The 17,690-nt window shown below is 47.9% G+C and carries 18 protein-coding genes; 15 read left to right on the plus strand and 3 right to left on the minus strand.

The genetic code is table 11. From position 1 onward, the window contains the following. Nucleotides 1-91: 91 nt before the first annotated feature. From ACTHSX_RS04680 to rplS, 9 genes are all read left to right on the plus strand, one after another. Nucleotides 92-448, plus strand: coding sequence for a DUF2069 domain-containing protein (locus tag ACTHSX_RS04680; RefSeq protein ID WP_039862096.1), 357 nt, complete (start codon nt 92-94; stop codon nt 446-448). After that, entirely contained in the window at nt 445-2,277 is a 1,833-nt protein-coding gene (locus ACTHSX_RS04685) for a Wzy polymerase domain-containing protein (RefSeq protein ID WP_440377010.1), read from the plus strand. The genes ACTHSX_RS04680 and ACTHSX_RS04685 overlap by 4 nt, the downstream gene beginning before the upstream one ends. Before the next feature lie 207 nt (nt 2,278-2,484). Then, the gene (gene misR / locus ACTHSX_RS04690) at nt 2,485-3,162 is read left to right on the plus strand and encodes a two-component system response regulator MisR (protein ID WP_063075637.1); all 678 of its coding nucleotides are present in this window, start codon (nt 2,485-2,487) and stop codon (nt 3,160-3,162) included. A 15-nt stretch (nt 3,163-3,177) separates the two neighbouring features. Further along, nucleotides 3,178-4,575 carry an ATP-binding protein gene (locus tag ACTHSX_RS04695; RefSeq protein WP_440377009.1) on the plus strand — a complete coding sequence of 466 codons (1,398 nt, stop codon included), beginning with the start codon at nt 3,178-3,180 and terminating at the stop codon, nt 4,573-4,575. A gap of 55 nt (nt 4,576-4,630) precedes the next feature. Beyond that, on the plus strand, nt 4,631-7,021 hold the full coding sequence (locus ACTHSX_RS04700) for a GNAT family N-acetyltransferase (RefSeq protein WP_440377008.1): 2,391 nt from the start codon (nt 4,631-4,633) through the stop codon (nt 7,019-7,021). Between the two features lie 75 nt (nt 7,022-7,096). Beyond that, a complete protein-coding gene (gene rpsP / locus ACTHSX_RS04705; protein ID WP_440377007.1) occupies nt 7,097-7,345 on the plus strand; it encodes a 30S ribosomal protein S16 in 249 nt (82 codons plus the stop codon). Nucleotides 7,346-7,360: 15 nt separating this feature from the next. Further along, a complete protein-coding gene (gene rimM, locus ACTHSX_RS04710; protein ID WP_440377006.1) occupies nt 7,361-7,870 on the plus strand; it encodes a ribosome maturation factor RimM in 510 nt (169 codons plus the stop codon). After that, a complete protein-coding gene (trmD, locus tag ACTHSX_RS04715) occupies nt 7,870-8,619 on the plus strand; it encodes a tRNA (guanosine(37)-N1)-methyltransferase TrmD (RefSeq protein WP_440373275.1) in 750 nt (249 codons plus the stop codon). Before rimM ends, trmD begins: the two co-directional genes overlap by 1 nt. 14 nt (nt 8,620-8,633) lie before the next feature. Beyond that, nucleotides 8,634-8,999, plus strand: a complete 366-nt coding sequence (rplS, locus tag ACTHSX_RS04720) for a 50S ribosomal protein L19 (RefSeq protein ID WP_003679470.1) — start codon at nt 8,634-8,636, stop codon at nt 8,997-8,999. A gap of 210 nt (nt 9,000-9,209) precedes the next feature. Here the strand turns inward: rplS and ACTHSX_RS04725 are convergent, their stop codons facing one another. Continuing rightward, entirely contained in the window at nt 9,210-10,619 is a 1,410-nt protein-coding gene (locus ACTHSX_RS04725; protein WP_440377005.1) for a PepSY-associated TM helix domain-containing protein, read from the minus strand. A 344-nt stretch (nt 10,620-10,963) separates the two neighbouring features. Here ACTHSX_RS04725 and greA point away from each other — a divergent pair, with 344 nt between their 5' ends. Continuing rightward, entirely contained in the window at nt 10,964-11,440 is a 477-nt protein-coding gene (gene greA, locus ACTHSX_RS04730) for a transcription elongation factor GreA (protein ID WP_003684304.1), read from the plus strand. 97 nt (nt 11,441-11,537) lie between these two features. Beyond that, nucleotides 11,538-11,966 carry a DUF4149 domain-containing protein gene (locus ACTHSX_RS04735; RefSeq protein WP_440377004.1) on the plus strand — a complete coding sequence of 143 codons (429 nt, stop codon included), beginning with the start codon at nt 11,538-11,540 and terminating at the stop codon, nt 11,964-11,966. 135 nt (nt 11,967-12,101) lie between these two features. Here the strand turns inward: ACTHSX_RS04735 and ACTHSX_RS04740 are convergent, their stop codons facing one another. Beyond that, nucleotides 12,102-12,863 (minus strand): OmpA family protein, encoded by a 762-nt coding sequence (locus ACTHSX_RS04740; RefSeq protein WP_440377003.1) that lies wholly within the window; start codon nt 12,861-12,863, stop codon nt 12,102-12,104. A gap of 442 nt (nt 12,864-13,305) precedes the next feature. On the opposite strand from ACTHSX_RS04740, the gene ACTHSX_RS04745 reads away from it, so the two are divergent. Then, nucleotides 13,306-14,256 (plus strand): CysB family HTH-type transcriptional regulator, encoded by a 951-nt coding sequence (locus ACTHSX_RS04745; protein ID WP_070503716.1) that lies wholly within the window; start codon nt 13,306-13,308, stop codon nt 14,254-14,256. Nucleotides 14,257-14,342: 86 nt separating this feature from the next. On the opposite strand, the gene fnr is transcribed toward ACTHSX_RS04745, so the two are convergent. Then, nucleotides 14,343-15,077 (minus strand): fumarate/nitrate reduction transcriptional regulator Fnr, encoded by a 735-nt coding sequence (gene fnr, locus ACTHSX_RS04750; protein ID WP_039862092.1) that lies wholly within the window; start codon nt 15,075-15,077, stop codon nt 14,343-14,345. 161 nt (nt 15,078-15,238) lie between these two features. Between fnr and hemN the strand changes: the two genes are divergently transcribed. From hemN to ACTHSX_RS04765, 3 genes are all read left to right on the plus strand, one after another. Beyond that, on the plus strand, nt 15,239-16,660 hold the full coding sequence (hemN, locus tag ACTHSX_RS04755; protein WP_440377002.1) for an oxygen-independent coproporphyrinogen III oxidase: 1,422 nt from the start codon (nt 15,239-15,241) through the stop codon (nt 16,658-16,660). A gap of 131 nt (nt 16,661-16,791) precedes the next feature. Next, nucleotides 16,792-17,124, plus strand: a complete 333-nt coding sequence (locus tag ACTHSX_RS04760) for a hypothetical protein (RefSeq protein WP_049329518.1) — start codon at nt 16,792-16,794, stop codon at nt 17,122-17,124. A gap of 300 nt (nt 17,125-17,424) precedes the next feature. Beyond that, entirely contained in the window at nt 17,425-17,670 is a 246-nt protein-coding gene (locus ACTHSX_RS04765; RefSeq protein ID WP_440377001.1) for a DUF1289 domain-containing protein, read from the plus strand. Nucleotides 17,671-17,690: the final 20 nt, after the last annotated feature.

Consider the following 17,690-nt stretch of genomic DNA (forward strand, 5'->3'; position numbering starts at 1 on the left):
CTTAAATATCCTTAAGCAATATTCTTGGCTCCCCCTGCATTTTTAGCGGTATAATTTCAAGTTTCCCAGTACGGCTTACGCCCTTTATATTGTGAACAATACTCGCTCCCCGTTACCTTACCTTGCAACTTCCATAAGCCTTATCCTTTTGATTTTGCTTTCCTTATCATGGGAATTATGGATCGCGCCATTGCGCGAAGGCGGCTCATGGTTGGCACTGAAAGCCCTGCCTTTGTGCTTGCCGTTGACCGGCATTTTGAAAAAACGCATCTACACTTACCAATACAGCTCCATGCTGATTCTGATTTACTTTGCCGAAGCCTGTATGCGCCTGGCAGACACGGCTCTCGCCAGCCGGATTTGCGCCGCCGTTTCCGTATTATTGTGCATTGCTTTTTTCCTCGGCTGCCTTGCATTTATCAAACAACAAAAACACACATCAAAATGACCTACCACACATTTTCAGACTGCCTGGCCAAATCTTCAGTAAAAACCTTTTGGCCTTTATGGCTCAGTTTTCTTTGGATTTGCGCCATCCCTTTTCTTTCACTCTACCGAGTCGGCCCACTGCCCAGCTTTTATTTAGAAGCCATCTCATTGAGCGGCTCATTGGTACTGACATTGATTAGCGCACACAAAGGCCTGCTGAATACCCGCCTTCCCGCACTCAGTATCGGTTTGTTTGCCATGGCCGCATTTTGGTCACTCCAAGCGCGCTTCATGCATTCCACCTACCCCGGTATGAGCGACATCACTGCCTGGACCTTTGTCATTTTGGCACTGGGCGCATGGTCGGTTCGCGGCTGGGTAGCAGCTTACGGGAAAGAACGCGTCGTCAGCATCTTTGCTTGGTCTTTATTGATAGGGGCAACCATACAGGCCGCCATCGTCTGGCTGCAATTTAAAGGCTGGTCCAACGTAGAATGGTTGAACGGCATTATTGCCCGAAGCAACGGCACCGTAAACGGCCAACTCGGCCAGCGCAACCACTTGGGACATTATTTAATGTGGGGCATTTTGGCGGCGTCCTATTTATGGACGGCACGTAAAATGTCCAATGCAGCAGGTTTTCTGTTCGTATTGGCTTTGACTGCAACCCTCGGCCTGGTCAACTCGCGCACCATCTTAGGCTACATCGCCGCCCTATTCCTGATTACGCCGTTATGGTTTTGGCGTACCCGTTTCCAACACAAACGCGCACTGTGCATTTTTCTCCTAACTGCTACCCTGGCCGCCGCTTTCCAATTCGGCATGGGCAGCCTGCTGGATTTATTTGGCAACATTAAATACGAAACCGCTGTCGAACGCGCAGGCACCAGCGGTTTTGAAGGTTCCATGCGCCAAATCGAATGGAGTAAGGCATGGATTGCCTTTCAATCCGCACCTTGGTTCGGCCATGGCTGGAACAGCTTTGCCCAGCAAACCTTCCTAATCAATGCCCAACAACAATACTTCCCCAACAACATCCTCGGCGTACTGTTTACCCATTCGCACAACATCGTCATGCAGTTATTGTCCGAAATGGGCATTGCCGGCACCTCGCTCGCAGCCTTAACCCTGCTTGCAGCCGTATGGCGACTGTTGGGCAAAAACCAAACGCCGGCCTCGCTGTTTTTACTGACTGCCGCCGCCGTCAGCCTTTGCCACAGCATGCTTGAATATCCACTTTGGTATATCTACTTCCTCACCGTATTCAACCTGATTCTGTCGTTGACACCCTCTTATCCGAAAGATGTTTCAGACGGCCCTTTATCTACCCGAATCAGACAATGGGCAGGCGGTATAGCTGCTTTATCGATTTTAATCGGCATGGCAAACCTCAGCTGGGAATATCAAAATCTGACCCAATATAGCCGTGTAGGGAAAACCGATAACCCGCAAACGGTTAAAAACAAAATCGACGGCTTGCAACGACTTTCCAAAGAAAGCCCCATGCTTGCCTATTACGCCGATTTAAGTTTGAGCAAACGTGCAGACCCGACCGACGCCTACATCCGCCCGTGGGCAGAAGAAGCCGCACTCAAAGCCCTGACCTACCGCCCCTACTCCAGCGCCTATCAAGTCGGCCTCTACCTCTACCGACAAGGCAAGAAAGAAGAAGGTGCGCAATGGATGCAGGCAGTGCAATATTATTACCCCTATATGATGTATTTCTACGCCGACAAAATACGCAGCCATCCGGTATTCGCCCCTCTGCTGCCCAAACTTTTGTCCGATTGCAAAGATTTCATCAATGCACCGAAACACCAAACTGCCAAATCATGTGACAAACCCTAAACAAAACACGCCCAATTGTCAGTTTGTCCTTACAGGCCGTCTGAAAATGTAAAGAGCGACAAGTTTCTATGCAAAAAAGCGCAAAAGCACAGAAAATTACGCTATCAACAAAAGCAGATTGCATGTTAAGATTGAACACAACTCTATTTTAATCGCCGCACCGCCTATTTAGTGCCACGGCGCATACAATCACGAAAAGGAAATTCCATGAGTCGCGTATTACTCGTAGATGACGATGCCCTCTTGACCGAATTACTGACCGAATACCTGACTGCCGAAGGCCTTAACGTCCACAGCGTTTCTGACGGCGAAGCCGGCGTTCAAGAAATTCTGACCGGACAATACGATGTCGTCGTATTAGACTCCATGATGCCTAAAATGAACGGTTTGGACGTTTTGAAAAACGTACGCACCCAAAGCACTGTACCCATCATCATGCTGACTGCAAAAGGTGACGACATCGACCGCATTATCGGTTTGGAAATGGGTGCGGACGATTACGTACCGAAACCATGCACACCACGCGAACTCTTGGCGCGTATCAACGCCATCTTGCGCCGTGCGCAACACAGCAACGAACAAAACAACGCGCCTAACAGCATTTCTGTCAGCGACGTTGTCCTCTACCCTGCCAAACGCCAAGCCAGCATCAAAGACATTCCGCTTGAATTAACCAGCACCGAGTTCAATCTGCTCGAAGTTTTGATGCGCCATGCCGGACAAGTTGTCAGCAAAGAGACCCTGTCTATCGAGGCACTCGACCGCAAACTGGCTAAATTTGACCGCAGCATCGACGTACACATCTCCAGCATCCGCCACAAATTGGGCGATGCTTCCCTGATTCAAACTGTACGCGGCTTAGGCTACCTGTTTGTTAAAAATTAAAGATTAAACAGATCAATGAAACTGTTTCAACGCATCTTCGCCACATTTTGCGCAGTCATCGTCTGCGCAATCTTTGTGGCGAGTTTTTCATTTTGGCTGGTACAAAACACCCTTGCCGAAAACCAATTCAACCAACGCCGCACCATCGAAACCACATTGATGAGCAGCATCATTTCCGCCTTCAACTCACGCGGAGACAGCGGTGCGCGCGAAATTCTTTCCGAATGGAAAAACAATCCGGTTTCCAATGCAGTTTATGTCATTGCCGGCGACGATAAAAAAGATATTTTAGGCCGCGATATTGACAGCCTCTCCATCGAACGCGCCCGTATCTTTGCCATCAACAACCCCGAATCTGATTTGGCACACATCGAATATGACCGCTTCGGCGAAGAATACCTCTTCTTCATTAAAGGCTGGGACAATCATCAAGCCCAACGCCTCCCTAGCCCACTCTTCATTCCCGGCTTGCCGCTTTCGCCCATTTGGCACGAATTTATCATTCTGTCTTTTATCATCGTTGTGGGGCTCTTGATGGCATACATCCTTGCCAATAATATCACCAAGCCTATTAAAATTTTGGGTGGCGGCATGGACAGAGTGGCCAACGGTGAACTTGAAACCCGTATTTCCCAACAAGTTGATGACCGTGACGACGAATTGTCCCACCTTGCCGTACAGTTCGACAAAATGGCCGAGAAACTGGAAAAACTTGTGGCTAAAGAGCGCCACCTGCTCCACCACGTTTCTCATGAAATGCGCTCGCCGCTGGCGCGTATGCAGGCGATTGTCGGCCTGATTCAATCTCAGCCGCAAAAACAAGAGCAATACCTCAAGCGACTCGAAGGCGAACTGGTGCGCATGGATACTTTGGTCGGAGAATTGTTGACCCTCTCCCGCTTGGAAACTTCCAATATTCCTTTGGAAAAAGAAAACCTCAAACTCGTTCCTTTCCTGACCAACTTGATTGAGGACAACCAAAGCATCGCCCACCAAAACAACCAAAGCGTTACCCTGAGCATTGACCCAAAAATCCCTGAAAATGCCGTAGTCAGCGCCAACGAAGGCTATCTATACCGCGCCTTTGACAACGTTATCCGCAATGCCATCAATTACAGTCCGGAAGGCAGCACCATTCAAACCCATATCGGACAAGACGGCAAAAACTGGATTATCGATGTTACCGACAACGGGCCTGGCGTGGACGAAATGCAGCTTCCGCATATTTTCACTGCCTTTTATCGCGCCGACTCCAGCGCGCACAAACCCGGTACAGGTTTAGGGCTTGCATTGACACAGCACATTATGGAACAGCACTGCGGTAAAATCATTGCTGAAAATGTCAAACCCAACGGCCTGAGGATGCGTTTTATCCTTCCCAAAAAGAAAGCCGGAGACAAAAAAGAAGTCTAAAAATAAGGCCGTCTGAAACTTTTCAGACGGCCAAAAACACAAATAAGGAACCATCATGAGTGCAACCGTCCAAACCGGCTACTTCTTCATGCCTGAACACATCATCCTCGTCGGCGCCAGCGAACGTCCGCACAGCCTTGGCGAACGCATTTTCAGCCACCTGCTCGGTTCCTCATATCAAGGCAAAATCACCCCCGTCAATCTTCGACACAGCAGTGTCGCAGGTATTCCCTCCTACTCCAGCCTCAGCAAAATCCCGGGCCAAGCTGACCTGGTTGTTGCCGTTATCCCGCCCGACCATTACGACTCGCTGTTCAAAGCCTGCCGTAAAAAAGACCTGCGCCACATTATCCTGATTCAAGATTGGGAAAACCTGCCTCCAGAATCCTGTAAAAACGCCCGCTCCATCATTCAAAAATATCACGGCAACGAATTGAACATCACCGTGTGTAACAGCGCAGGCATCCAACTCCCCTCACTCAACCTCAACATCGGCACCCAAACCGACTATCCGGCCGGCCATATCGCGTTACTGACCGGCCACAGCACCGTCAGCCGCAACATCAACCACCTGCTGAACACGCTACACCAAGGCGTATCACGCCACATCAGCCTCAACTATGACCTAAGCCCTACTACGTCTGCCGACTGGCTCAACCGTTTCGGCCACAACCGCCATACCAAAGTTGCCGTGATCCACTACAATCCGGCCGAAAACCAACGCGAGCTGTTCAGTGCCATCCGCCACTTTACACGCCACACTCCGCTTATCCTGTTGTCCACACACTACACCGACGACACCGACAAAGCCATCCTGCGCAGCCTCAGCCGCCATTGCAATTTCCAACCAGTATTCAATACCTCCGAACTGGAAGCAGCCCTAAAAGCCCACCTATCCGGCATTCCCGTCATTACCAACCCTACCATTCTGTCCGACACGCCGATAGAATGGCTGCGCACGACCGCCGATGCCTGCGAATTGACCCTTGACCTCCCAACTGATGTACCATCCGTCCGACAAGGCTGCATCGGCAGCAACCCCACGCCTGCACGCATCCACCGCTTGGCACTCGAACAATTACAAAATCCGCATACTCAAGCCCTGCTTGGCATTATTTCGCCAGATACGCCGGATGCGTACAGCATTCATCAAACTCTGGATAATTTGGCACAAAAAACCAGCAAGCCCATTCTCGTCAGCTATCGTTTTTCAGACGGCCTGACTCGGTTTAACACGCCGGAAGAAGCCTTGCTGACACTTTATTTCCGCAATCAAACAGCCTATTTACGACAAGTGCAAAATACCCCTGCTCCAGCCAAAACAGGCCGTCTGAAAACACCTAAAAGCAAAAGTATCGATAAAGCCATTGCATCCGGCCAAACCGAACTGATGGCAGAAGCCCTATACCTGCCTCCGTGCCAAACCCCAAAACACAATGCCATCCAGTTCCGGTTCAGCCGTCATGCCATTTACGGCACCATCCTTACCGCCCATTACAACGGCAAAACCGAAGCCGCATTACCTCCCTTTACCACGCTCGATATCCAGCATTTAAGCCAGTTTGCAGAACTCGACAATACTTCTGTTCTCAATCAATTCCTGCATTCCCTAAACACGCTTATCCACAATAACCAGCATATCGGCGACATTATCCTCAACTACAACGGCAGCCAGTACAGCAGTACCATCATTCCCGAAATCGTGGAAAAACCAGCCGCACCAACAACCAAAATCCCCAAAAAAGCCGTCCAAACCTTGGAACAGGCCGCAGCCAAAATGCAAAGTGCCGCCGCCTACCTCCAACAAAAAAATCCGGCCACAGCCGAATTCCTACGCAACACTGGCGAAGCCGCTTCCGAACTGCTTCACCCTAAAACCGAAACGCCTAAGATACAAAATGTACTCACACCCTATCCGAGCCAAACCGATACCTTTACCCTGCCCGACGGCAGCACACTGCACATCCGCGCACTAGAGCCTGAAGATGCCGAAGCCAAACAAAAATTTGTCCGCCAATTACCGGTGGCCGACCGCTATACGCGCTTCATGACCCATACCAACGAATTGCCGCTGCCCACACTCGCACGGCTGACCCGTCCCGATTTTCATACCGAATGCGCATGGGCAGCCTTCGCTTCAGACGGCCGTATCGTCGCAGTCAGCCGCTACAGCCGCATCAATCGCAATGAGTGCGAGTTCGGCATTACTTTAGCGCCTGAAGCACGCAAAACCGGCCTGGCCGGCAAAATGATGAGCCTCATTATCCAAACTGCCACACAGCAAGGTTACCAAACCATGAATGCGGAAATCCTCAAAGAAAACACACCGATGCTCAAACTCGCTGAAAAATCAGGATTTACCGTCACCCCATCGGAAACCGAGCGCGGCCTGTATCAAGCCAGCCTCGATTTGAACGAATGGCAAAACAGCAACAAAAACAAATAAAAACTTGCATAACCCGTGTGAAATATCCTAAAATTAGCGGTTTCTATATATCCGCATTTTTCAAAAGGACTCAAAATGGTAGTTATCCGTTTGGCTCGCGGCGGCTCAAAACACCGCCCTTTCTTCAACGTAGTCGTAACTGACTCTCGCAACCGTCGTGACGGCCGCTTTATCGAGCGCGTAGGTTTCTACAACCCCGTTGCCAACGAAAAACAAGAACGCCTACGTTTCGACGCAGACCGCATCAACCACTGGGTTGCTCAAGGCGCGAAAGTTAGCGACGCAGTTGCCAAACTGATTAAAGAGCAAAAAATCGCTGCTTAATCAGCCGAAACGACCATGACAGACACTCAAAAACGGGTAGCCATGGGCTACATCAAAGGCGTATTCGGCATTAAAGGCTGGCTTAAAATTGCCACCAATACCGAATATACCGACAGCCTGCTGGACTACCCCGAGTGGCAGTTGTGCAAGGATGGCAAAACCCTGAATGTTGTGCTTGAGGCAGGTAAAATTGTCAATGGCGAACTTCAGGTCAAATTTGAAGGTATAGACGATCGCGACCAAGCATTTGCCTTGCGCGGCTATACCATCGAAATCCCCAGAGAGTCATTCGCCCCTACCGAGGAAGACGAATACTACTGGGCAGATTTAGTCGGCATGACCGTCATCAACAAAGAAAACATCGTCCTCGGCAAAGTCAGCAACCTGATGGAAACCGGTGCAAATGATGTTTTGATGATTAAAGGCGAACACGGACAAATCCTGATTCCCTTTGTCTCCAACTATATCGAATCTGTCGATACCGACAACAAAACCATTATCGCCGACTGGGGTTTGGACTACTGATGCTGATTCAAGCCATCACCATTTTCCCAGAGATGTTCGACAGCATTGTCGAATATGGCGTTACAGGCAGAGCAAGAAAACAAAATCTTTGGCAGTTTCAAGCCATCAATCCCCGAAAATTTGCCGATAACAAACTTGGCTATATCGATGATCGCCCCTTCGGAGGTGGTCCGGGAATGATTATGATGGCGCCGCCGCTTCAAGCGGCAATCGAAGAAGCCAAAGCAAACTCGCAAAAACCTGCCAAAGTAATTTATCTCAGTCCGCAAGGTCAGCCGCTGACACATAAAAAAGCTGCAGAACTTGCCGAACTGTCCCATCTTATTCTTCTATGCGGACGCTATGAAGGCATAGATGAAAGACTGCTGCAAAGCAGTGTGGACGAAGAAATCAGCATTGGCGACTTTGTCGTCTCGGGCGGTGAATTACCCGCCATGATGTTGATGGATGCCGTCTTAAGATTGGTTCCGGGTGTATTGGGCGATATACAGTCAGCCGAACAAGACTCGTTTTCAGACGGCCTTTTAGACTGTCCTCATTACACCAAACCCGTAGAATTCCAAGGCATGATGGTTCCTGAGGTCTTACGCTCAGGAAATCATGGCTTGATTGCCGAGTGGCGATTGAAGCAATCGCTGCGACGCACTTTAGAGCGCCGACCTGATTTATTGGAAAAGCGCAGTTTAATCCCAAAGGAATCCCGCCTCTTGAAAGAAATCTTGCAAGAGCAACAGGAAATCCAATCATAACTTAGGAAAAACAAATGAACTTGATTCAACAATTAGAGCAAGAAGAAATCGCTCGCCTGAACAAAGAAATCCCTGAATTCGCTCCAGGCGACACCGTTGTCGTATCTGTACGCGTAGTTGAGGGTTCTCGCAGCCGTCTGCAAGCATACGAAGGTGTTGTTATCGCTCGCCGCAACCGTGGCCTGAACAGCAACTTCATCGTTCGCAAAATCTCTAGCGGCGAAGGTGTAGAACGTACTTTCCAACTGTACTCTCCTACCGTAGAAAAAATCGAAGTTAAACGCCGTGGTGACGTACGTCGCGCCAAACTGTACTACTTGCGCGGCCTGACCGGTAAAGCAGCTCGCATTAAAGAAAAATTGCCTGCTCGCAAAGGTTAATAGCTTTCATCAAAAACCCACTTCAATGAAGTGGGTTTTTTGTTTTTATACAAAAACTCCTTATCTTTCTTACACAATCCTGTAAACCAACCACAATTCCCATCTCATGCATAAACTGAAATAGAATCATAACCCCCTGCTTCTTTAAACCTTTATACAAAAGGCCGTCTGAAACAAAAAATTCAGACGGCCTTTAATCACATCGGGCGGTTATTTAAACCATCTTGCCAATGCCGGGATACGCGACAACAACAGTGTATCCAAAATCCAAATAACAGCGATTGCAGCAATGGCTGTTGGGAAAATCACAGCCAAAATCAAAAGCGGCACAGCCATTGCCCACCATACCGGCAATTTGATTTTCTGCGCCGGAGGAACCAAACCATGTGCTTCCGAAGGACGGCGTTTCCACCACATTACACAGCCGCTGACACAGATAAAGATAATCGCCAGACAGAATAAGACATTTGCCAATACGCTCCACCAGCCCAATGTACCCATATGCAAAGCAATGCTTGCCGCCATGAATTTACCAAACCAGTTGTAATCGTCGAAATGAATATCAGCCAGGATTTTACCGCTGTATTGATCAATATGTACCGTGCGGTCAGCGGTCGGACTAATCATATCGTAACTCATTGAGTCTTGTGACAGCGTCCATACACCGGTCTCACCCTTAGGCAAATTAAGCTGATAACGGCCTTTAAAGCCAATTTCACGTGCAAAGCGGTCAACCGTCTCCAAAGTCATCGGCTCACTTGGATTAATACCGTTTTCACCCATTGTCGTACCGGAAACCGGCATAGGCGTCAACTCCAAAATCCATGGCACTTCTTTAGATTTACCGTCATTCAGCACATCACCATGGGTTGGCACGGAAGATACCGGATTAGGCTCCACACCCCATTTACCCGCAGGAAATTGACTCCACGCCTGAACCACTTTACCGCCCCAAATTCCCGCCCAAGCAATACCTGACAGACAGAACAGCAACAAAATCAAAGAAACCCAAGAACCAAATGCTCCGTGCATGCTACGCCACCATGTGCGTCCTTTGCCTGCTTTCGGCACAAGCATGGATTTCAGGCTGCGCTGTTTCGCCCACCACAAATAAATCCCCGTGATTATCATCAGGATGGTCAGCGACGCGGCAGTTTCCAGCAGATAGTCGCCCACCGGGCCGATCATCATATCGCCGTGGATTTCGTCCATCGTGTGATACCAGCCTTGACCGCGCGGCATCGTATTCACAACTTTTGCCGTATAGGGATCAACGGCAACCATAGTGGCTTTATCGTCATTGTTCACACGGAATACGGCAACCATATCATCTGCGCGTGGCGCAATATACTGCACTACAGAAGCAGTTTCCGGATTCACAAACTGTCTGGCGGCCTCAGCCTGAGCCGACAAAGGCTGCACCACTGCCTGCGGCGTAATATGTATGCGTTCGCCTTCTTTACCGGTAATATTGGCGAATAGCAGCATTCCCAACCCTGTAACAGCCAGCAGGGTTAAAAACGGCGCAACCAAAAGTCCGGCATAAAAATGCCATCGCCAAACAGTCAAATAACGGCGGTTAGCCCGTTGTTCATTTTGGGAAGTTGGTTTTGTTTCCATATTTTCTCTTCATATAGTTAAAGCAGACTAATTACTACGAATTAGCAACAGGTATTTTAATCAAAAACATTCATTTAAGAAACCGTTTTTCCAATGCAGCTTTGAAATACTTCAATATTTAGTTTTTAGGCCGTCTGAAAAAACAAAATAGACAGAAAACAACACTTTACTGAAAATCCGTTTTAATCATTGCGGTTTCGGCAGAATTTGGTAGAATACAGACATTACTTATTTATTCATCAAGCCGCCAAGCTTTGGCGGCTTGTATTTTTATTTCCAATCCGGCTACCGCGCGTGGCCGGATAAAATTTTAAAAGCATTATCATGCTTTCATGGAGAACTCAATGCAAAAAATCCCTTTGACCGTCCGTGGTGCAGAATTGTTGAAACAAGAACTTCAACACCTTAAAAGCGTAGCACGCCCAGAAGTCATCGAAGCCATCGCCGAAGCACGTTCGCACGGCGACTTGTCTGAAAACGCAGAATACGAAGCCGCCAAAGAGCGTCAAGGCTTTATCGAAGGCCGTATCGCCGAGTTGGAACACAAACTCTCTATGGCGCACATCATCAACCCTGCCGAAATCCATGCAGAAGGCAAAATCGTGTTCGGCACAACTGTGACACTGGAAGATTTGGAAACTGAAGAACAAGTTACCTACCAAATCGTCGGTGAAGATGAGGCAGACATCAAAGAACGCAAAATCTACGTTGGCTCCCCCATTGCCCGCGCCCTAATCGGCAAAGAAGAAGGCGACGTTGCAGAAGTTCAAGCACCCGGCGGCGTACGTGAATATGACATCATTGCCGTGCAATATATTTAAATAAACAAAAGGCCGTCTGAAAACATTTTCAGACGGCCTTTTGTTGTACCTAAAAACATCATAATAGAAAAAATGAAATATTCCCAGGAGAAACATAATGAATCTACTGTACAAAATTACCCAAACCGCTGCCGCTATGTGGCTCGGTATGCAGTTGACAGCAGGCTATGTTACCGCCCCTATCCTGTTCCGCCTCCTGCCCAAAATGCAGGCGGGAGAAATTGCCGGCATTTTATTTGCCATCACAGCACTATGTGGCTTAGTTATTTTTGGCGCAGCCTATGCTTTTTTCAGACGGCAACTGGCCTCACTTTCTTGGTGGATCTTGGTACTTTGGCTACTCTTAGCCTGCAACCATCTTTTGGTTACGCCGGTTATCGAAGCACACAAGTACGGACTAGATAACTGGTTACTGTCCCTAGTAGGTGGAACATTCGGCGTTTGGCACGGCTTATCCAGTATCATCTTTTTGATTTGTACAATACTCGCCGCTGTTTGCGTATGGAAATGGCCCAAGTCAAACTAATCTGTCTTAATAAAAGGCCGTCTGAAAATAAGTCTTTCAGACGGCCTTTTATTTTGAATCATGAATTCCCCGACTCTTCAAATATAAACCATAAAAAAATGCCCTGCAATATGCAGGGCATTTTTCAAAAACCGATTAAGGTTTAGCGTAACCGTGAACGCCATTGTAAGGAGCTGGGATCCAACCTTCATCAGTAGCAGGCAATTCGCCTTGACCTTCGATAGTTTGACCTGGAGCAACTTGACGAGTAACCACGCTGCGGATTTTAACATCAACGCGGCGGTCAGGCTCGATACAAGCGATAAGAGCAGCACGTTTCTTAGCTTTAGAAACTTTTTTGCCCAGTTTAGCAACTTCAGCTTCACAAGTAGCAGTCATTTGAGCTTGAGATTCGCCCAGACCTACTGCAGAGATTTTGCTAGAAGCAACGCCATGACCTACCAAGTAGTTAGCAACTACGTTAGCACGACGCTCAGACAGAGCTTGGTTGTATTCTTCAGAACCCATGAAGTCAGTGTGACCTTCAACACGTACAGTTTGTACGCTGTCGTTGCTCAGGCGTTGAGCCAAAGCGTCCAGGTTTTCTTGAGCTTCAGGACGCAGGTTGTCTTTGTCGAAGCCGAACAGAGTTTTAGTAGACAGAGAAACAGTTTCATCAACATACTCAGGAGCTTGTTGTACAGGAGCAACTGCTTCACGATCACCACATTCAACACGGCCTTGGGTAGCTTTGTCGAAGTAGCTGTTTTTCCAGCATTCGCCGTAGTTGTTACGGACGATTTCTTGAGATTGGCTGCTTACGGTGTAACCGTGTTTGGTATGCGCTTCGCTGGCCATTGCGGTGCCAGAGGCAACCAAGGCAACGAACAATGCGCTTAATTTCAGCTGTTTGGTCATTTTATTCCCTCATCAAATTGTTATGCGGCGGACTAGGAAAGCAACCGCTGCAAAGTACCAATATACAGGCCGCAGTATCAAAACAGCGGCAAATCGGATATATCAGGTTGCACTATAAAGAAGCGCAAGGCAAACTGTCAATACTCGATGCCTTCAAACAATTATGAAGTGCCTGCTTCCTAGTAGTTAATCATGCCGAAAAATCAATCTTGTGTCATTAATTTAGGGCAAAATCAGCCAATTCACCCGCCCAAAGTTGTACAAAAACAACAAAACTTCATCCCCCTTTCATTCACAGATTTCCTGTTTTCATATCATTAAAAGATATTTTCATTAAAAACAACCATTTTCAAAACTCGGGGCAAAACTGGGCAAAATATGTTAAATTACATGCCGTTTGTCGCACAAAATCCACATTAACAACGTATCCGGTACTGCTACCATGAAACTGCAACAATTACGTTATGCCCTTGAGGTTTACCGACACAATCTGAATGTCTCCGAAGCCGCTGATGCGCTTTTCACATCCCAGCCCGGCATTTCCAAACAAATCCGCCTGCTTGAAGAAGAATTGGGTATCCAAATTTTTATCCGCAGCGGCAAACGTGTGGTTTCCGTTTCGCAACCGGGCAAAGCCGTATTAGAGATTTCGGAACGGATTTTGCGTGATGTACAAAACATTAAAAATATCGGCAGCGAGTTTACCGATCATGACAGCGGCTCCCTGACCATCGCGACAACGCATACCCAGGCGCGCTATGCTTTGCCCAAAATCGTTGCGGAATTTGTCAAAAACTACCCTAAAGTCAATTTGACCATCAAACAAGGTAGCCCTTCTGCCATTGCGCAAATGGTCAGCAGCGGCGAAGCTGATTTGGCAATTATTACTGAACGCATTGACGATCATCCTGAGTTGGGCAAACTGCCCTGCTATGAATGGAACCATGCCGTCATTGTTCCGCACGACCACCCTCTTTTGGACTGCCGCAATCCTTTAAGCCTTGAAGATTTAGCTTCTTTTCCGCTGGTCACTTACGAATTTGCTTTTAATTCCGGCAGCAGTATCGCGCGTACATTTAATAAAGCGCATATTGAGCAACCTGATGTTGCCTTATCGGCTGCCGATACGGATGTATTGAAGACGTATGTCCGCTTAGGCTTGGGCGTTGGTTTGATGGCTAAAATGGCGTACGATCCCGTTGTCGATCAAGATTTACAGCTGATTGATGCGGCACACTTATTTGAACCGTCGCCCACTTGGATAGCCTTACGCACTGATACCTACCTGCGTGGTTACGCGTATGACTTTATCCAGATGTTTGCACCGAAACTGACCAGAGAAGTGGTCGACCGCATTCTGTACACGCCGGTTGTTGAAGATTTTTCAATTTAATATCTGACTATCACTTTCGTAACTTAACAATTATTCTTTAATTCTTGTTAAAAAGGCCGTCTGAAATATTTCAGACGGCCTAAGATTCAGATAGCGTGCGAACAACCGGAAACCATTTTCTTCAAGGTTGTCGCATCTAAGATTTTGATGTGCTTGTGTTCAACCGAAATCAAGCCTTCATGATGGAATTTAGACAAGGTGCGGCTGACTGTTTCCAGCTTTAGCCCCAAATAGCTGCCGATTTCCTCACGTGACATCCTCAAGATAAAATCATTGGCGGCGAAGCCTCGTGAATAGAGGCGCTGAGACAAGTTTAGCAAGAATGCTGCCAATCGCTCTTCAGCGCGCATATTGCCCAAAAGCAGCATAACGCCCTGATCTCGAACAATTTCACGACTCATTAAGCGGAAAAAGTGAGAGCGGAGGCTGGGAATATCCTGACCGAGTTCTTCAATGTGTGTAAACGGAAGCTCGCATACCTCGCTGTCTTCCAAAGCCACAGCATCACAGCTGTGAATATGGGAACAAATCCCATCCATACCGATCAGCTCGCCCGACATAAAAAAGCCGGTTACCTGGTCTCGTCCATCTTGGCTGGCGACTGTTGTCTTAAAGAAGCCCGCACGGATGGCAAACAAAGAGGTAAACGGCTCGCCGGCACGGAACAGGTATTCACCTTTTTTCAGACGGCGGCTTTGACGAATAACCGCGTCCAATTGTGAAAATTCGTTAGGCATCAGTCCGACAGGCAAACACAGCTCGCGTAAAGAACATGTGGAACACAAGGTTTTCATTTGATGTGTTGCATTGTGTGTGGCCATAACGCACCCTTAATCTGCATAGTTCTATAAATCCCTGATTAAGCCGAATAACTATTGACCCAAGTCAAAGTCGGCATATCATTATCAGGCATTCTACCAAACTATCGAAATTTTGACTAAAATTTTCCCTAATTTCCCTACTTTATACTACAAGCCCAACCATGAAAATCATCCCCATCTCAAATAACACCAACACAAACAACGAATTACCGGAATTCGATCGTGAATTAATTGCCAGTTTGCCATCAAGCGGTCCCCGTTATACATCCTATCCGACTGCCGACCGCTTCCATGAAGGCTTTAAAGAAGCCGAATATATCCAAGCTTTAAGCCTGCGCAACATGGGCGCGCTCAACAAACCCCTTTCGCTCTACATCCACATTCCCTTCTGCAATACCATCTGCTACTACTGCGGCTGCAACAAAATCATTACCAAAGACAAAAGCCGTGCCGATGCCTATATCCAGTATCTGGAAAAAGAAATGGAATTGCTGGCACCGCATTTGGGTGGAAGACACCAGCTCGCGCAGCTGCACTTCGGTGGCGGCACGCCCACATTCCTGAGCGACGACCAACTCGAACGCGTCTTCGACATGATCCGTAAATACTTCCAGCTGATTCCCAACGGCGAATACTCCATCGAAATCGACCCGCGCAAAGTCAGCCGCGAAACCGTCCTCAAATTGGGCAAACTCGGTTTCAACCGCATGAGTGTCGGTATTCAAGACTTTGACCCTAAAGTGCAGGAAGCCGTCAACCGCATCCAAAGCTACGAAGAAACCAAAGAAGTGATTGATGCCGCGCGTGAAGCCGGATTTAAATCGGTCAGCGTCGATTTGATTTACGGCCTGCCGCACCAAAACACCGAAAGCATCAAGACTACCATCGATACAGTCTTGTCCCTTGATCCCGACCGTCTTGCCCTCTACCACTACGCCCACCTGCCGCATATCTTCAAACCACAACGCCGTATCGACACCAATGTCGTACCCGGCAGCGAAGAAAAACTCGATATGCTGCAATATTGCGTTCAAACCCTGACCGAGCGCGGCTATGTTTTCATCGGTATGGACCACTTTGCAAAACCTGACGACGAACTCTCCACCGCCCTCAAAGAAGGCTTCCTGCAACGCAACTTCCAAGGCTATTCAACCTATGCCGACTGCGATTTGGTAGCGATCGGCGTGTCCTCTATCGGCAAAATCGGCAGCACCTACTCCCAAAACGAGCGTGACATCGATGCCTATTACGCCGCACTCGATGCCGGACATCTACCGATTATGCGCGGCTACCAGCTCAATCAAGACGATATTCTGCGCCGCAACATCATTCAGGATTTAATGTGCCGTTTCTCACTTGATTATCAAATTTACGAAAGCGTGTTCGGTATTCCGTTTAGCCGCTATTTTGCAGCCGAACTGGAAGATATGAAGCAACTGGAAACCCTCGGCTTGGTTCGTCTCAAACCGCACAGCCTGACTGTTACGCCGAAGGGCCGTTTCCTGATCCGCAACATCGCCATGGTATTCGACTACCATCTGCGCCATAAAGAAACCAAAGCCAAATACTCGCAAACTGTGTAAACAGGAATGGAAAAGGTCGTCTGAAAATTTTCAGACGACCTTTGTTTTTATTTTCAATACTTTCGGGTAACATAAAACCATATTTCCCGCTTTATCAGGATTCAAAGTTAATTTGTATAGGCGCGCACCCTATGATTACCGAACAGCAAAACGATATCCTCAGCATCAATCAAGTGCAGCTTCTCCTTGCTGAAAAACGCACGGCACTTGCTATCATGCGTACGGGCATTGCCGTTTTCGCACTCCCTTTGTCTATTTTCAGTGCGCTGATTGCGACATCAAAATGGTACGAGGCCGTTGATGTTTGGCCTTTGCTCGCACTGGTCAGCCTGATGAACATCAGTTTGATTATTTTCTCGGTCTATCTGATTACCCGCTCACTCCGTAGAATGCATCAATACGACCGAATGATTGCCGATATCAAATACAACAATCAGTCTTTGCGTAAACTGATTAAGTCATAAAGTGCAAATAGTTGGAGCTGGGCATAAGGTCGTCTGAAAATCAAAATATAGAGGAACTCCAGATATGTATTAAAACATGATTCTGCCAAACATACCGTAATTGATCTTGGAGACCTTACCGTACACTTTGCTCCCCCATTTGAATCGATACGATACCATTGCAGTAATTGGGTTTAAAATGAACAACTCAATTGAATATTGGTAGGAATCCTACCGGATACACTTGTCGTGTTTAGACGAAAGCGAAAGCAGTCTGCAATTTTACTTTGTCCGGTCCCTTATCTCAAACGCTTTTAAAATATGGAACAACCCGATTTTTTCCCCATCCCCAGTCCCTGTATAGGTGTCTGCGAAGCCAATGCCAAAGGCTATTGCAAAGGCTGCCTGCGCAGCCGAGAAGAGCGCTTGTACTGGCTCCAGATGACCGACAGCCAAAAGCACCAAGTCATGCACCTTCTGTCCCTCAGAAAAGCCAAAATCCGCAACCGCAAAATGGAAAAATCCGAAACGGGCGAACATCCGGTTCAAAACCTGCTCGATTTCTAAATCGCTCTTGCCTACCGCAC

Source organism: Neisseria sp. P0014.S002 (assembly GCF_051958295.1).
Lineage (GTDB): Bacteria > Pseudomonadota > Gammaproteobacteria > Burkholderiales > Neisseriaceae > Neisseria > Neisseria flavescens_B.

Excerpts from the sequence above, each read along its gene's own strand:
- rpsP (WP_440377007.1), top strand. The coding sequence starts at position 7,097 with ATGGTAGTTATCCGTTTGGCTCGCGGCGGCTCAAAACACCGCCCTTTC.
- hemN (WP_440377002.1), top strand. The coding sequence starts at position 15,239 with ATGAAAATCATCCCCATCTCAAATAACACCAACACAAACAACGAATTA.
- rimM (WP_440377006.1), top strand. The coding sequence starts at position 7,361 with ATGACAGACACTCAAAAACGGGTAGCCATGGGCTACATCAAAGGCGTA.
- rplS (WP_003679470.1), top strand. The coding sequence starts at position 8,634 with ATGAACTTGATTCAACAATTAGAGCAAGAAGAAATCGCTCGCCTGAAC.
- misR (WP_063075637.1), top strand. The coding sequence starts at position 2,485 with ATGAGTCGCGTATTACTCGTAGATGACGATGCCCTCTTGACCGAATTA.
- ACTHSX_RS04735 (WP_440377004.1), top strand. The coding sequence starts at position 11,538 with ATGAATCTACTGTACAAAATTACCCAAACCGCTGCCGCTATGTGGCTC.
- ACTHSX_RS04725 (WP_440377005.1), bottom strand. The coding sequence starts at position 10,619 with ATGGAAACAAAACCAACTTCCCAAAATGAACAACGGGCTAACCGCCGT.
- ACTHSX_RS04760 (WP_049329518.1), top strand. The coding sequence starts at position 16,792 with ATGATTACCGAACAGCAAAACGATATCCTCAGCATCAATCAAGTGCAG.
- ACTHSX_RS04685 (WP_440377010.1), top strand. The coding sequence starts at position 445 with ATGACCTACCACACATTTTCAGACTGCCTGGCCAAATCTTCAGTAAAA.
- ACTHSX_RS04700 (WP_440377008.1), top strand. The coding sequence starts at position 4,631 with ATGAGTGCAACCGTCCAAACCGGCTACTTCTTCATGCCTGAACACATC.
- ACTHSX_RS04745 (WP_070503716.1), top strand. The coding sequence starts at position 13,306 with ATGAAACTGCAACAATTACGTTATGCCCTTGAGGTTTACCGACACAAT.
- fnr (WP_039862092.1), bottom strand. The coding sequence starts at position 15,077 with ATGGCCACACACAATGCAACACATCAAATGAAAACCTTGTGTTCCACA.
- greA (WP_003684304.1), top strand. The coding sequence starts at position 10,964 with ATGCAAAAAATCCCTTTGACCGTCCGTGGTGCAGAATTGTTGAAACAA.
- trmD (WP_440373275.1), top strand. The coding sequence starts at position 7,870 with ATGCTGATTCAAGCCATCACCATTTTCCCAGAGATGTTCGACAGCATT.
- ACTHSX_RS04740 (WP_440377003.1), bottom strand. The coding sequence starts at position 12,863 with ATGACCAAACAGCTGAAATTAAGCGCATTGTTCGTTGCCTTGGTTGCC.
- ACTHSX_RS04765 (WP_440377001.1), top strand. The coding sequence starts at position 17,425 with ATGGAACAACCCGATTTTTTCCCCATCCCCAGTCCCTGTATAGGTGTC.
- ACTHSX_RS04695 (WP_440377009.1), top strand. The coding sequence starts at position 3,178 with ATGAAACTGTTTCAACGCATCTTCGCCACATTTTGCGCAGTCATCGTC.